Annotated in this window: 15 protein-coding genes; 6 read left to right on the top strand and 9 right to left on the bottom strand. The window is 53.3% G+C overall.

The features are described 5' to 3' along the window. Positions 1 to 688 precede the first annotated feature (688 nt). Both HACJB3_RS20870 and HACJB3_RS17095 read right to left on the bottom strand, forming a co-directional pair. On the bottom strand, positions 689 to 946 hold the full coding sequence (locus HACJB3_RS20870; RefSeq protein ID WP_238532959.1) for a hypothetical protein: 258 nt from the start codon (positions 944 to 946) through the stop codon (positions 689 to 691). Between the two features lie 502 nt (positions 947 to 1,448). Beyond that, entirely contained in the window at positions 1,449 to 2,459 is a 1,011-nt protein-coding gene (locus tag HACJB3_RS17095) for a hypothetical protein (protein WP_008415486.1), read from the bottom strand. A gap of 301 nt (positions 2,460 to 2,760) precedes the next feature. Between HACJB3_RS17095 and HACJB3_RS21130 the strand changes: the two genes are divergently transcribed. After that, positions 2,761 to 2,886 carry a hypothetical protein gene (locus tag HACJB3_RS21130; RefSeq protein WP_008415487.1) on the top strand — a complete coding sequence of 42 codons (126 nt, stop codon included), beginning with the start codon at positions 2,761 to 2,763 and terminating at the stop codon, positions 2,884 to 2,886. A 180-nt stretch (positions 2,887 to 3,066) separates the two neighbouring features. On the opposite strand, the gene HACJB3_RS17090 is transcribed toward HACJB3_RS21130, so the two are convergent. Then, positions 3,067 to 5,502: a heavy metal translocating P-type ATPase gene (locus tag HACJB3_RS17090; protein WP_008415488.1), complete on the bottom strand. Its 2,436-nt coding sequence runs from the start codon at positions 5,500 to 5,502 to the stop codon at positions 3,067 to 3,069. A 1-nt stretch (position 5,503) separates the two neighbouring features. Further along, complete coding sequence (locus HACJB3_RS17085; RefSeq protein ID WP_008415489.1) at positions 5,504 to 6,346, bottom strand: sulfite exporter TauE/SafE family protein; 843 nt, start codon at positions 6,344 to 6,346, stop codon at positions 5,504 to 5,506. Between the two features lie 1,018 nt (positions 6,347 to 7,364). On the opposite strand from HACJB3_RS17085, the gene HACJB3_RS17080 reads away from it, so the two are divergent. Then, positions 7,365 to 7,655, top strand: a complete 291-nt coding sequence (locus HACJB3_RS17080; RefSeq protein ID WP_008415490.1) for a PadR family transcriptional regulator — start codon at positions 7,365 to 7,367, stop codon at positions 7,653 to 7,655. A 7-nt stretch (positions 7,656 to 7,662) separates the two neighbouring features. On the opposite strand, the gene HACJB3_RS17075 is transcribed toward HACJB3_RS17080, so the two are convergent. After that, positions 7,663 to 8,037: a hypothetical protein gene (locus HACJB3_RS17075; RefSeq protein ID WP_013199641.1), complete on the bottom strand. Its 375-nt coding sequence runs from the start codon at positions 8,035 to 8,037 to the stop codon at positions 7,663 to 7,665. A 202-nt stretch (positions 8,038 to 8,239) separates the two neighbouring features. Between HACJB3_RS17075 and HACJB3_RS17070 the strand changes: the two genes are divergently transcribed. Beyond that, positions 8,240 to 8,578 (top strand): TRAM domain-containing protein, encoded by a 339-nt coding sequence (locus HACJB3_RS17070; protein ID WP_238532958.1) that lies wholly within the window; start codon positions 8,240 to 8,242, stop codon positions 8,576 to 8,578. 71 nt (positions 8,579 to 8,649) lie between these two features. Here HACJB3_RS17070 and HACJB3_RS17065 read toward each other — a convergent pair whose 3' ends face one another. The 3 genes from HACJB3_RS17065 to HACJB3_RS17055 form a co-directional block, all read right to left on the bottom strand. Then, entirely contained in the window at positions 8,650 to 8,955 is a 306-nt protein-coding gene (locus HACJB3_RS17065; RefSeq protein WP_008415494.1) for a hypothetical protein, read from the bottom strand. A 661-nt stretch (positions 8,956 to 9,616) separates the two neighbouring features. Then, entirely contained in the window at positions 9,617 to 10,843 is a 1,227-nt protein-coding gene (locus tag HACJB3_RS17060) for an orc1/cdc6 family replication initiation protein (RefSeq protein ID WP_008415495.1), read from the bottom strand. Between the two features lie 456 nt (positions 10,844 to 11,299). Beyond that, positions 11,300 to 11,983, bottom strand: coding sequence for a DUF7509 family protein (locus tag HACJB3_RS17055; RefSeq protein ID WP_008415496.1), 684 nt, complete (start codon positions 11,981 to 11,983; stop codon positions 11,300 to 11,302). A gap of 129 nt (positions 11,984 to 12,112) precedes the next feature. Between HACJB3_RS17055 and HACJB3_RS17050 the strand changes: the two genes are divergently transcribed. The 3 genes from HACJB3_RS17050 to HACJB3_RS20390 all read left to right on the top strand — a co-directional run bounded on the left by HACJB3_RS17050 (position 12,113) and on the right by HACJB3_RS20390 (position 14,312). Continuing rightward, positions 12,113 to 12,526: a winged helix-turn-helix domain-containing protein gene (locus HACJB3_RS17050; protein ID WP_008415497.1), complete on the top strand. Its 414-nt coding sequence runs from the start codon at positions 12,113 to 12,115 to the stop codon at positions 12,524 to 12,526. Positions 12,527 to 12,979: 453 nt separating this feature from the next. Next, entirely contained in the window at positions 12,980 to 13,852 is an 873-nt protein-coding gene (locus HACJB3_RS17045; RefSeq protein ID WP_008415498.1) for a ParA family protein, read from the top strand. Beyond that, entirely contained in the window at positions 13,845 to 14,312 is a 468-nt protein-coding gene (locus HACJB3_RS20390) for a hypothetical protein (RefSeq protein ID WP_169312212.1), read from the top strand. Before HACJB3_RS17045 ends, HACJB3_RS20390 begins: the two co-directional genes overlap by 8 nt. Positions 14,313 to 14,512: 200 nt before the next feature. On the opposite strand, the gene HACJB3_RS17035 is transcribed toward HACJB3_RS20390, so the two are convergent. Continuing rightward, positions 14,513 to 14,875 (bottom strand): hypothetical protein, encoded by a 363-nt coding sequence (locus HACJB3_RS17035; protein WP_008415502.1) that lies wholly within the window; start codon positions 14,873 to 14,875, stop codon positions 14,513 to 14,515. Between the last annotated feature and the right edge of the window lie 179 nt (positions 14,876 to 15,054).

Raw genomic sequence — 15,054 nt, 5'->3', positions numbered from 1 at the left:
TCGAACTCCCTGCGGACCCCTTTCGGGCGCGACTCCACGGGTTGCACGCAGCGAGGTGCGTCCTGTAAATAGGGGGAGTGGAGGAAATCAAGAGCGTCAAGGATGCACGCAGAAGCGATACAGCCTCTTTTGGAATATCGCTCGCGTCGTCGATACTAACTGTGTAGGTATCCCGCACTGCGAATTGCCCTTCAATATCACCGGCGTGGTCGCCGTCGGCGTCAAATATCTCGTACATAATATCGAATGAAATAGCTAGCCGACGGAAACTGCGAATATCGCGGACTTATTCACCCATAGAGTTGGTTTCTGCTGCTTTGGTCTTGAATGGCTATGAGAGTCCCTCTATTGAATGTTAGCAACAAAGGGTTTCAACAAGGCCGCACCCTACGGTAACGACCGAGTACAGTGGCGTTCTGATTACCCGCGAATCCTTACTGAGCTCCGCGAACGGAATTCGAGTGAGTTCGATCTCCGGACTGTCGAGAGGACGTACTACCACCACTATTGAGAGACACGCGATGTCGGCCAGTGATGAGGAATAGTTCCTTAGTTTCCTTGCGATGCCATCTGCAGTCGCATTCGCCGGCTCCCCAATACTGGGATTTGGCTGATCGTTGGTATCCGGTTGGGTTCATCAGCTAACACATATAGGGTCACAGTCGACGAGTTCGGTATCGAAGCCACGTCACGCCCCCGGCGGATCCTCGAGCAGGCCGTACTTCAACCGGTAGACAATCGTCCCGACGCTTCGCCCAACCCCGATGCTCCACGTGGTGTCGCGACGGTACCGCAGCCGGTAGTAGGGGTACAGGAGGACGATCGCAGCGACACGTCGGCGATACGATCGCCGGATTCCGCCCACATCGTGATCGAACAGGAGTGTCCAGACGATCGACTCCGTAGCGCCGACTGCGATCCAGCGCGGTTTGATCGGGTCCGCCATGCCAGCCTCCACCAATCCGGATCCGAACAGCGCTTTGAGATCGTCTGTGGTAATATCTGTATTCGTCTCTTCTGTCCCGCTTGCGCAGCTCTCAGTCGTACCTGTGCGATCGAGCGATTCAATCAGACCTTCCCGATCGATGTCGGCGTACTGCTTTGCCTCGAATCGGAAGTACCACAGTATGATCAGTCCGACGACAGTTCCAAAAAGGTCGAGGCGTGCACGGGTCCTGCGGGAGAGCATCGTCTCCTACTGGTCGCGCCACCGAGAAAAAGTATTCTGCCGGGACGACACCTCGCTAGATCTAATCGTGCTGTCACTACACATACTTCGGCCGTTACTAACCGACTGGGATGACTCAGCTCACTACCCGATGAACGATGACCGGCCGACTGCTCAATTAGCGATACCGTGAGTCAAGCCACTCAGTCGATCACGAGAACGGTCTGGTGACACGCGTCCAGTTGTGCCCTCGATAAACGCGATAAAACAGAAACCGGAGTTAGCAGTCGTTCTCGGTAGCTTCCTCGCTTAGCTCTTCAGCATCAGAGTCGTTAACGTCACCCTCGTCAATATTGGAACTGTTATTCTCAGCGAGTCCCGTCTCAAGCTCAGCGAGCTGTTCGTCGAGATTCTGTGCGTTTTCAGCCTCTTCAGGGAGATCAATGTCAACTGGCTCGTTGTACGCTTCGTAGTGTGTCGTCTGCGTGGTAGTTGTGTCGATGCTCTCGATCTCTCCGGCTGCTTCACTAGTGTTGTTCGCGTCGGACGCTCCAAGACCGTCCATGGATGTCTCGGTCACAAGTTCGGACTTGATCGGCAGATCCGTCTCAGTGTTGATCCATAGCGTCATGGTCATCTCCTGTGTTAGCCCATCGAGACTCCCCGATGTGGCGCTATTCATCGCTGTGTCGTTAGCGTCCATACTGTTATTTGTAGTATTAAGCTCGCTGGTCATCTCCTCTAAGTACGCATCCATGTCGACATCGAGCTCAAGCACATACGTCTCTGTGCCGTTGAGGTCTTCTCTGTCGACAGTCTCGACATCTGAAGCGTTGAGCAAAGAGGTGTACTCAGCAAGTGGGCCTCCAGCTACGCCCGCATTTTCTGGGACATCCATCTGGATCCACTCAGTGTCTTCACCAGGTACTGTGGTTGCAGTGTAATAGGTGCCATCGACGAGATACACTTGTGTTTCAATACGATCACCCTCGAGAGCACTCTCTCCGGTTGTTTTCGTGCTCGTTATTTGTTTCATCTTTTCGTCAGTGATGTCAACAACACCGTTCCCGACAGCTTCTGATGACGTCTCTTGTGTTTCACCATTTTGAACGATAACGCTCGTTGAGTTCGTCTCAGTTTCGTATTCGTAGGAGCCAACGTCATCAATGGCATCGTCGAGGTCATCAGTAGTTGGCTCAGCTGCTCCAACGCCTACGCTGAACGAAGTGAGCATTCCGACCGTGAGGAAGAGCACTATAAGTGCTGTTAATCCGTCTTGTCTTTCGAGCATCAGCTACGCATACAATCGTATCGTACATATCAGTTTCTCCTCGTATCACAATAGACATGTATGTAGTAGAGTAGTACCAAATGAAACGTCCTCATGAATGGGGGTAGGTTTATCATGATACTGTCAAACACACTACTATCTATCACTAACAATTAATGACCCCACAGAGTACGATCCATATGAAACCAAACGAGATTACTTCATTGAATTCACGACAGAGACGGCAGTCAAGCGAGATTTAGATGAGATTGCTGAGGAGGCACTTCTTGGCGTAGTTGGGGCACATACGGTCAAAAAGAAGATGACTGAAGAGTCGATCGGCCAAATGCTTGGGTGGGTTGAAGAACGCGAGATCGAAGTTCTGACGCTTCGTGAGGCGATATCGATCTACGCCGATGAGTCTGAAACGGCAACCAGTCGTCACTGAATCCTCGCTTGCGACTGGTGAGTAAGAAGAGTATTGCGATCCCGAGGATTTCATAGAATGATACTGTGAATGCCGTCATGAACCGATGCTGGCCGCGCTTCGCTCATATCTATATCTCACTGCCAGAGACAATTAAACGACTGACGAGGGAATAGTAAGGCGAGAATACCCCGTTCAACGTCAGTCGGAATATGTTGGGGTGGCGATCCGGTCGTCGCGGTCGTCCGGGCCGGGTTCGATTGAGTGTTCGTCGCTCGACGGCAGGAGCCGACGCTTCGAGTTGAAAACGACGACGAGGCTGCTAATTGCCATCATAACTGCGGCGATCAGTGGTGTGATGACTCCAGCCATCGCGAGCGGGAGCGCGATCGTGTTGTAGCCCGCCGCCCAGATCAGGTTCTGCTTGATCCGTCCGCGGGTGTTCCCCGCGAGCTCGAATAACTCGGGGACGGCGTCGAGGCGATCGTCGAGCACTACTACGTCGGCCGCCTCGATCGCGAGTTCGGTGCCGCTCGACACTGCGATCCCGAGGTCCGCACTTGCCAGTGCGGGTGCATCGTTCGTCCCGTCACCGATCATCGTTGTCGTCCCGCGCTCGCGAAGGCCCTGAACGATCACCTCCTTCGACTCGGGGCGCACGCCCGCGAACACGTGATCGATCGCGGGATGGTTCGCGAACGTCCCAGTCATCCGCTCGTCGTCGCCAGTCAGGACGACGATCTCTCGGCCCGCGTCAGCAAGGTCGGTAACCACACGTTCCCAGTTCTCGCGCGGCGTATCCCGAACCGTAACGATCCCGCGGACGGCACCCGCCCACGCGACCGCTGTGGGATGGGTGCCCGACTCGTAGGCATCCGCGACGGCTGCCTCGATTGCCGCAGGAATCGTCCACTCGTCAGTATCGAAGGAGCCGGGATGGCCGACCACCACTCGGGTGTCGTCGACGATCGCCGAAACGGTGCGGTCGGCGCGCTTGAAGCTCGACACTGAGCGTGTGGTCGGCGGTGCAGCGTCGTCGATCGCGGCGGCGATCGGGTGGCTCGACCGGCGCTCGACGGCGGCTGCCATTGCGAGTACTTCGTCGGGATCGTCACCGAAGACATCCGTGAGCTCCATTTTTCCTGTGGTGAGCGTCCCAGTCTTGTCGAACACCACCACCGATGAGTCGTCGATTCGTTCGAGCACCGTCTCGTTGAGTACGAGCATTCGGTTGTCGGTGGCATCGCGAGTGGCCGCCGCGAGTGCGAGTGGGGTGGCGATCCCGAGCGAACACGGACACGAGACCACCAGTACGGAGACACCCGCCATTACGGCTGTGTTCGGGTCGTTGCCAAGTACGAACCAGCTGGCGGCAGTCAGCCCGGCGAGTACAAGCACGAAAGGGACAAACAGGACGGCAAACCGGTTGACGAGGCGCTGGACACCCGTCGCGGAACTCTTGACGTTCCAGAGGAGTTCGACGAGGCGATCCATCGTGCTGGTGGCGTCAGGGCCAACCTCAATGACGATCGCGCTGTCGGTGAGGATCGAGCCGCCGAGCACGTCGTCGCCGATGGACTTGCGCTGGGGGATGGATTCGCCCGTGATGAGCGCCTCGTCGATCGCGGCGGTGCCATCGATGATCCGACCGTCTACTGGGATCCGCTCGCCGGGTTTAACGAGAAGGCGGTCGCCGGGTTCACACTTATCGATCTCAATAGTTTCACTGGCGTCAGTGTCGTCGTCAAGCCGGCGGGCCTCGTCGACACGTGAGTCGGTCAGATCAGCCCGGTTGCCGAGCGCGGCGCGTTTGACACGGGACTCGAGGTGATTGCCAATGGTGACAACTGCGAGCACCATTACCGCGACGTCGAAGTACGGATCGCGCCCGCCCGTGAGATAGGTAACCATCGAGTAGACGTAGGCCGCGAGCACCGCGATGGCGATCAGTACGTCCATGTTCGGACGGCCGACACGCAGGCTGACGTAGGCTCCGCGGAAGATAGGGTAGCCGAGCCCGATGACGATCAGCGTGCTCCAGATTGCTAGCGGCCCGAACACCATCGCCTCGATGGTGGTGCCATAGAGGAAACTCTCGGGGTAGATCCCGAGGTATACCGGGTAGATGAACAGGACGTAGAAAATCAATACCGGCATCATCAGGATGGCTGCAAGCACGGCACGATACTTGCCGAACTCGACGCGTGAGCGCAGCGAGTCGTTCTCCTCATCGGGATCGTTGGCCCGATAGCCCAATTGGCTCAGGGTCGTGGCGATCGTGTTGCGGTCGATCTGGTCGGGGTCGTACACCACCTGGACCATCTCGGTTGCGTAGCTGGCCCGTGCCTCGTGGATGCCTTCTTCCTCCTCGGCAAGGAGTTCGATAAACCCCTCACAGGTCTGGCAGTGCATCCCATCGATTGAGAGATAGACGGTTTCGGCACCGTCAGGGATGTCGGGCCGAGTGTTTTCGGCCGCAACGCGCTCGCGAACCGCCGCGATTGAGAGATCGACGTCCTCGCCGTCGTCGACGAGGCGGGCGACTTCCAGACAGCCCTGACAGCAAAAGTCGCCATCGACTTCTGTACTCGTGATCGGGTCCTCGACGGGAAGCTCACAGAGCGTGCAGGTCGCCATCTCAGGTCATCGCCTCCGGGCCGGCGAGCGGTTGGTAGTACGGGATATCGGGCAGCGGGAGCATGATTCCGAAGCGCATGAACCCCATTGCTAGCAGTACATACCCGAGTCCAATGAAGAGCACGCCTAGTCCGTAGTGGACAGTTTGTCGCTGGCGCGCACTCACCGACCCGATCACGGTCCCGTAGAGGAACACGCTCGGTACGGTGCCGAGTCCGAGCGTACCGAGGGCGAACAGGCCATAGACGGGCGATCCCTGTGCGAACACATACAGGAAGGCCGGATAGAGTAGCATGCACGGCAGTAGTCCGTGGAGCGCGCCAAGGCCGAGGATGCCGACACCGTTGACCCAGCGATCGATCCGCGTCGAGATCGCCGTGTAGCTCCGGGCGAACAGCGAACCGACGCCGGTTCCGGCGATGATCCCCTCGACTGCTCCCTGCCGGTAGCCCGCCAACCGGGTAAGACCCATTACGAGGATCGCCGCACCCGCGAGCACGCCGACAGCGCCCTGGAACGGGCCGAGAATGCCGGCGAGCCCGATCGTTCCGTAGAGGAGCGCGCCGGCGGTCCCGAAGACGGCTCCAATGCACGCGTAGCTCACCGTTCGACCGAGGTTGAACAATGCATGCTGGCGCATCTCATAGAGGGTGAGCGCGCCCGACCACCGGTCGTTGGTTTCCATGCGCTCGGCGTAGGTCGCGACGAGCGGGCCACACATTCCAATGCAGTGTGCGCCGCCGAACAGCCCGATGAGGAAAAACACCGCGAGGTCGTAGCCGGCGGTGACGCCGACCTTACTGATCTGTATCGGCATCGGACTCGCGGCCGGCAGGGCTTGCATGATGTGTGCAGTACGATGTCCACGGCGTAATGGATTGTGATTCGACTGCAAATCCATAACCACTTTTGGCTGTGGACGACGAAACGAGTTCGCGAGCGTTCGGGAGTCCGGATGCCCGTGATAGCAGTTCAGCACGCCGTTTCTCAAATATTGGCACCACGACCACATCGCGGACCCGCTGCCACGCCTCGTGACGTCACGGACGCACAGCAACTATAAGTTCGCTCTGTAACAGCGACGATCGTAGGATTCCGGATTTCTATCGACTAACCATCATGCTTCCAGGTACTCGATTACTGGGGGTGAGGTAATTGACAATGACGACGACGTGATGAACAGCGCAAGGAACACCTGCACTCGTGCGTGGACACGGCCTCGGGTGCCATCTCCGGGGTATACGACTGCTAATCAATGCTACGGAGACTTCTTTGTAGGGGATCAGAAATTCCGTTGATGCCGCCGACGGTGGCCCGATGTGGACCACCGTCGGCAAACAGTAGGATCCATGTACAGACTCGTGTTATCTTCTGCTGACAACACAATTTTCCTCACGCGGTTCGGTACCGCGGGTCGGAACGACTCGCACGCCCCTGGGAGCAGTGCAGGGTGTGCGTCTGGTACGTAGTGCCACGGCAACTTATCAGTACCGGTGTCGACTACAAGCAGCGAGACCATACAGGACCCCGGCAAGCGATGTCAATGGTCCCGTCGATCTGCTCGTAGATGAGGCCATGCTCGATCAGACGAGTGATATACTCCTTTATGACCACGGATCAACCCCGTCGCGCACTAAGTCACAGGGTCAGCTCTGCTCGTATATATGGACAGCAGAGCACCAATTCAGCTGCTGTCTTTCTGTATCGATTCAAGGAACAATGACCGGCTAGTATCTAGATGTGTGAGATTGTAATTATCGTCTTATCGACATTATGGATTTGAGTCAGTCTGTGTTATCTCAGACACACTCACGGTGTATATTATACAATAAGTTGACAAAGACTCGGTACAATATAAAAACATGTACGATCTCACCGGGTTCCAGCGGGATCTGCTCTATGTCATCGGCGGATTAGACGACCCGCATGGCCTCGCACTCAAAGCCGAGCTCGAAGGGTACTACGACAAAGAGATCCAGCACGGGCGGCTCTACCCTAATCTCGATACCCTTGTCGATAAAGGACTCGTCGAGAAATCACAGCAGGATCGTCGAACGAACCTCTACAAACTCACGGCACGTGGCCAGCGAGAACTCAGCGCTCGTCGCGAATGGGAACAGCAGTACCTCCACGACACGCTGAATGCAGCCTGAACAGGAGTTATCGGTCGGCGAACTTCGCATCTGTCGCTGATGCTGCTTCGTCAGTGAAGATCGCTGCGAGCCGGTCCATTCGCGCCGAATCGTACGCAGTGAGGTCGTATCGATTGTGATTGCTCCGATGGGTATAGACCCGGAGCACGCCGAGATCCGCGGCAGCACTTAGGAGCTGGCCGAGAATCTGTGGTTCGAACGGCGGGTTATCCCACGTCCGATAGAGTTGCTTCGCCGATGCGTAGTTTCGCCCAGACTGTTCGAAAGCCTGTCTGAGGTCCTCTGCATAGCGTTCAAGCAGACTATAGCGTTGAGGCGCAGTATCGTGAAGTGCCTGCAGCTGCTCACCAAGCGAAGAGTTTGCAGATTTCTCCAGCGACATCGTATCGAGTGAGATAACGGAGACACGTAGCAAAGAGTACGCTCTAGCAGACACATTTGCCGAAAGAGGTTATATAGCGTGACGTGTATGCACCTACTCACGATACGTATCAATGGTTTCAATCCCAGATCGTCTTCGAGCGCTCATTACGTCTCGTCTGACTGAACAAAACGGAGGACTGCAGCTCGAGGTTCCACGAGAGGTGGTCGAACAAATGACGGTCAATCCAGGAGAAGTCTATCACGTCGCCGTGCTTCCTACGAAGACTGAGGACGCAGTAGACGACCACCAGGGCACAGCATCCACTGCTGCTTTATCATCTTCTTCCCCGGCAGAGAGACCGGAGCCACCAGTCAAGGAGGGTGAAGTTCGAACGGTGACGATCGATACGCTCGGCGATCAAGGAGATGGAATCACCCGTGTTGAACGGGGATATGTGGTAATCGTTCCGGATGCCGAACCTGACGAGGAGGTAACCGTTGAAATCGACACCGTCCAGTCGAACGTCGCGTTTGCGAGCATCATCGAGCGGCGAGAGTAGCGCCACATCGTCGAGTACCTTTCGCTTGGAATGGTCTCGGTCTACGAGCACACGACCGACTAGGAGAGCGCTCAGCGGCGCTCCCAGTCGACGCTTGCCGTGGTTGCAAGTTCCTCAACTAAGGTCTCGATAAGCGGGACTGAATCGGTATCAGCATCGAGATCAGGTGAGATATCGAACACCTCCACGGTAACCGTTTGAGCGTCTTCTAACCGACCACTATCGATCTCGAAATCGAAGATCGTTCGACTGTAGATGACGATCGTCCGTTCTGCAGACACCTCTAAATGTTCGATCCCCGCTCTATCGAATGCTGCGAGAACATCAACAGTATCACTAAGCTGATAGTAAACTGCTGGCTGCTCTTTCTTGTTCATTACATTCAGTACTACCACTCAGCACTCTAGAAGGTTGCGACCACGAGACACGATCGATCTCGGCTGGGAGCCATGGCTGATCAGTGTTAATCAGCATTGGTATCAGTGTCCGTCTTGGTTGCTTTCCCCAGGTAGTCCCGGTGGACGGTATCACCGTCGCGGTAGGCACGGTACTTATACGGGCCGTGTTTTGCACCGCCGCTCATACACGATCAACTCTCGTCACCGCAGGTTCGATATTCGAGATACACTGCGCTACTCGATTCGTCTTTAAGAACCTGAGCATTCTCGGGTAATTCGTCTTCAGTGACTGGCTCTTTTCAACGGTGCTTACGGGCTTTAAGCAACTCGTCAATATACGCGCTTCCTGAAGTGTCTTGTCGTCTTGCTTGGGAAATCCTTCGGCAAGGTAGTTCGGAAAAGACGAAGGTGCTGTCGGGGGCATTCTACCTTGTGCAACAAAGATTGTTATTCTATTAATACGGTTGTACAAGGTTAGCTAGAGAGGAATGAACGATCTAACGAGAGTCGCTGACGCTGAGGTCCTCAAGGGACACACCGTGGTTACAAGTGAAGCACACCACTCTTACAAGTGAAACAGAGAGGGTCGCACACACCACTGCTGCAAGTGAAGCTCACTTGTAAGGGTGGTGTGGTCCGTCTATGAAACGCCGTTGACCGACGCAATCTCTTGAATTACCTCAATCTCACCGTCCATTCGAAGAACATCGGACATTGCTTCGATTGCGCTGGTGAACGGGACATCTAACTCATAGCTGTAGTAGTTACCGCGAGATCCACTACGATTCTCGTATGCCGATAGGATGCCAAGCATTCGGAGATCGGAGAGGTGGTTGTGTACCGACCGTTGGGCGAGCGAATCGGTCCCGGAGGAGTTACAGAGAGTGAGATATTCCTCATAAATATCACGAGTCCGACACGGCGTTTCCCCCTTTGCAGTCTTCGAAATCACTGCCAGTAATGCTAGTCGACCGTGTGTCGTTAGCTCCCGCATCCCCTCTTCAACACGCTCTTGCTCAAGTCGTGCTCGCGCTCCTTCGACGTGATCACGCTCAATAAGATCTGCATCACTGTTTTCGGCGATTTCTCCAGCAAGTCGAAGTAGGTCAAGCGCCTGTCGAGCACTTCCACTATCACGTGCAGCAAGGGCAGCGCAAAAATTTAGAACACCTTGCTCAAGCCCGTCTTCAGTAATTGCGACATCAGCCCGGGAATCAAGGATGTTTTCTAGTTCAGGTGCATCATATGGTGGGAAATGTAGCTCTCTCTCACAGAGTGTATCCTGGACACGAGGGTCCAGTTGATCACGGAACTTGAAATCATTGCTAATTCCGATAACACCGACTTTCGCTGTATCGAGATTGTTGTTTGCTCGTGCCCGTGGCAGCTCATACAAGAGTTCGTCACGTGCCCCAATCGAATCGATTTCGTCAAGCACCAAAAGAATCGTTCCTCCAATTGCTTCAAACTCTTTATACAGTTTTTTGAAAACGGTTTGTTGTGGATATCCTGTCGAACTAATCTCTCCACCGGCTGGTCGAAGTTTGTTGACGAGTTCAACAGCTACCTGGTACGATGAATTCAATGTCTTGCAGTTGAGCGAGATGACTGAGAGATCAATATCCTCGTACTCAGAGACGTCATTTTGCAGTCTCTCAAGAAGGTAGTCGGTAACAGCCGTTTTCCCAACGCCAGTATTCCCGTAGAGGAAGATATTGTTCGGTTCCCAACCGTCGACGACTGGTTGAAGAGCATCCATATACTCATCGATCTCTTCGTCGCGTTCCTCAATTTGATCGGGCTGATAAGATTCTCCAAGGGCGTCTTTATTGCGGAAGATGTTTTGCTTCCGCTCGAACCGACGCATGTGAGACTCTTCCCATGCTTTCTATATAAAACCACCCCTGCATCTGTTTCAAGTGAAGTCATAGACACACACCACTGTTACAAGTGAAACACTAGACTAGAGAGACTAGCTAGAAGAACAGTCCATGATTACAACTAAAGCGTTGACATGTAACTAGTTCTTCTCTTCTCTGTTGGTGTTCTGAGCACTTCTCTCGAATAGTTGGAGTAACTGTTATCTATCTGATTAGTTATTCTCCCATTTGACTCCCTCTCCCGTCTTATTTCTCAGCTTCACTTGCAAGAGTGGTGTCTCTCTGGATTCTCACTATCTGTCTGAGTTTCATCTCGTAGCCACCTTGTGCAACATCGTTTTGGTCGAACCGATGTTGCACAAGGTACTAAAACACGAGAATGAATAGCCTTCAGAAGATCCAGTCTCTACGAGCAATCTCACTCTCTCCACAAGATAATGCTACTAGGACGTTTCTTCGTTACTCTCTTCTTGCACTGGAGGAAGGATTCCGTTCTGCTCGAGGATAGCGACATCCGTCACGAACTCATGAAGCTCCTTTCGTAACTGTTCTTTAGAACTGTACTCCACGATCGGCACGCTATATTCGTCTTCTGTGGCGTAGATCGTCGTACTCGTAATTCCAGCTTCGGCGAAAATTCGAAATCGACGTGGATCCTTCACTGAGGGACCGGGATCACTATTTTCTAGATCCATTGACTCAAGTACCGCCCCTATTTCCGCACTTACTCCGTCTCGGAGGCCAGCGATCGGAAGAACGAACGCGATAGCATTGCTGGCTTCAGCATATGCTTTTGACTGTGCAATAGCATTCATCACCGGCTCTTCGTCGTCTTTGTTCTCAGGAAGGGGAATCTCGGGATCGGTAGCGATGAATGCATTCACACCTGGGTCGTCTCGAAGGAACGAACAGAGGTTCTCGAGTTCAGTAATGAATTCCTGATCAGCAGTGCTAAATGCACCAAGATCGGCCTTGACATCCTCTGAGTCCGTCTCTTCTGAAAGGACGTACTCCAGCTCGAATTTCGTGTATGGGCCCATCATATAGACGAGAAAGTTCGGATAAGGGGCAACAGGAAGTCGCTCAAGGAGAACGTCTCGCATCGGCTTCCCATCATACTCGCGCATAGGAGATTCTACAGCTCATATGGATAAAACCCATTTGTTCTCATTGCGTCTTCTTGACGTTAGAGATGGTGTATCCAGACGAAGGTAACAGTCGATACCTTCTTACTTGCTAAGCTCTTATCGATCCATATGGCAAGCACAGGAGCGGATACCGATGTGGAGGGGAATACGGCTTCACAGCTCATTGCTGACGTTACAGCAGAGCTACTCGAAGAGACGAATCCACAGGAGTTGTCCGATTTCACTGATCGATTTAAGGCGGTAGCTCATCCGCTGCGATTCGCCATTTTGTATCGACTTCGGGACGCCGATGGCATGAGTGCAAAGGAACTCTCTAACATGACTGGCCGAAGCGGAAACGCCCTCCATTCACATCTTGACAAGCTTGTAGAAACTAATCTTGTCACACACTGGAAACAGACGGATCCTGAGAAACATCAGCCCTACTCTTACTATGCAATCAGTGGCCTTGGAGCACGAACTATCGACTTCGCAGTGGAATTAGTAGCTCACGAAGGGGAGGCTTTCGAGGAGTATCAATAAGAGAAGCAGCACCTGGTTTTGGATTGAGACTATCTATCCTCCTCTTGGTTTGAAGGTAGTTCACTAATGTGCAATATTGAATAGTCTATTAGTCCAATCTGACGATTGCTCTGTAGAGTGCAAGATTTCTGGATTGGTGACACAACCTCCATAGCTTACATAATCTGTATTTTTTGCATAATCTGAAAAATCTACACTGTTTACGTCATCCATTGGAACCAGATTGGGAGCAAAATGGTGCAGGGGACGATTCCTAGATCGAGGATTTTTTACATTATGTAAAAAATGTAGACGATGCGTCTGACGTAGAATTAAGTTGTGCGAGCTACATGGGGTATATATGACTTCCACAAAACGTACATTGCTTACAAAACCTAAATTGCCCACAAAATCTACAAAATCTAGATTCCCCATACAATGTGCAATATCTCGATATTATCTTGGTGATGGCCAATGAGTACTGGAGAGTTCGAAGGACTTCCTGGTGCAGCAATTTCCCTCCTGAAGGGTGGGGTGGGAAAGTCCACAATCGCACTCAATATCGCTGATCGGCTCGCAGCTCGAGGTCATGAGACTGTCTTGATTGATCTCGATAAAGATGGCCATATGACCACTCAGCTGGGGTATGATGATGCGTACGACCGAGATACAAATCTTGGCGATGCAGTCATCGACGGTGAAGATCCCCGCGAGTTACTTATCGAGACGGAATTCGGAGTCTATCTCTTGCCTTCGAACGACGATCTGGAGAACGTAGAAACGAGGTTGAAGGACGAACGATTTGCAGACGTGAAGCTTCGTCGGAACGTAGTTGAACCACTGATCCAAAACGGGTTCGATTACGTAATCATTGACGCAGCAGGCGGCCGAGGTAAACTGTCCGACAATGCACTCATCGCTGTCCAACGGGTAATCATCCCGCTTATTCCCCGTGCAGGCTCGATCAATGGACTGAATAAGATGATCGGACGTCAGATTTCGCCGATTCGAGAGAATATTGGTCTCGATATCCTCGCCGTGACGCCTAATATGATTCGGGAGACGATGGGTCAGCACAACGAGCATCGAATTCTCGTTGAGAACCTCAATCGAGAATTCGGCTCCTTTGTTCCCAAATATGCTCAGATTGATCCAGATATTTTCGATGCGCTTGACGATCCAGAACGCAGTATCGATGAGGTCCCGAAGCCTGGGATCCGTGAACGAACGGCTATTTCTCGGGCTTTCAAACAGGGACTACCAGTCTCGGAATTCGACGAGGACTGCGATCAGATCCCGAACTTCGACTACTTAGCGGATCTCGTGGAGGAACACAGTCATGACTGATGAGGACGACCGGTTTAGTGACGTCGCTAAGCAGCTCAAACAAACGGAGAAAGAAGCACTAGACACCGAGGAAGATTTTATCTCGGAAGAAGACACCAACTCGCCTGTCGAAGAACATGATCAACAGGTGAACAAAAAATCTGAATCTCCTCAGCAACCGGTTGACTCGGATGGAGACGAATCTACTAGTGGACCACCGTTTTCGTTTGACGAAACTGATATGCATGGATTCTATGTCCGTGATGAGACGTGGCATGACCTTACTCGAGCACGGTCGTCAGTGACTGCTGCTTGCTCAATGTTCGATCTTCCCGAATTTGAAGGCAGAGAGTTTCAGGATGCATGCCTTCAGGTCGTTGCAGATCACGCTGACGAGGTCGCTCTTCAAATCCTTCGTGAACGTGATATTGAGGCTGATGAACAACGAGTTCAGGAAATAGTTGAGGTGCTACGTAACTAAGGAAGGGATTCACTGGTCCTCCAGGTATCTGATGCAATACCCATTTTTCACATTTTGCAAATTGTGCGCACAGCGTGAATTATGCACCACTAAATATTCCCTATATATCCTATTATCTACACTATCTGAAAATTATCGTTGGCGCGAACGTCGTCTATAGCGATATTGTCGATATCTCTATTAGGCTTCGACCCACCAGCTTACTCTTCAGACTGGTCGAGTATTTCACTCGCACGTTTCGCGCCCCCCGTCGCGTCGATATGTGAATAGTGGTCTTTGGTCGTTTCGAGCCTCTGGTGGCGCATGAGGTCCTGCGCAGTGCCATGATCCATCCGATAAAAGATATCACCGATCCCGCGGCGAGCGCCGTGGAGTTGGAGATACCCAGGACCCTCCAGTGGAGTCGGAATGTCGAGCTCTGCGGCCGCACAGAGCCGTTTCATCACGCTTCGCGCGCCCGTCGTCGTGATCGCAGGTGAGACCATCCGGTACTCCCGCAACACGTCCTCGATTGAGTTCTCCTCGAGAACCGCTTCTATCGTCTCCTCGTCTTTACCCTCCACTTCGCAAAGATGCGTGCGAGCACACTCGTAGAGCGATAGCGCGTGTCTCGTGGGAAAGACCGGTCAATCATCGGTCGGTGGATCACTGATCGTCCGATAGCGTTCGACAGCGGGGATCGCTTGCTCAAGGAGCCATGCGGATTGGCGTTGCTGGTTCTTCCCGAGGACGGAGATGTCCG

The sequence above is a fragment of the Halalkalicoccus jeotgali B3 genome, from assembly GCF_000196895.1.
In the GTDB taxonomy this organism is placed as follows: Archaea; Halobacteriota; Halobacteria; order Halobacteriales; family Halalkalicoccaceae; genus Halalkalicoccus; species Halalkalicoccus jeotgali.
This window is presented reverse-complemented; position numbering and strand designations above follow the sequence as displayed.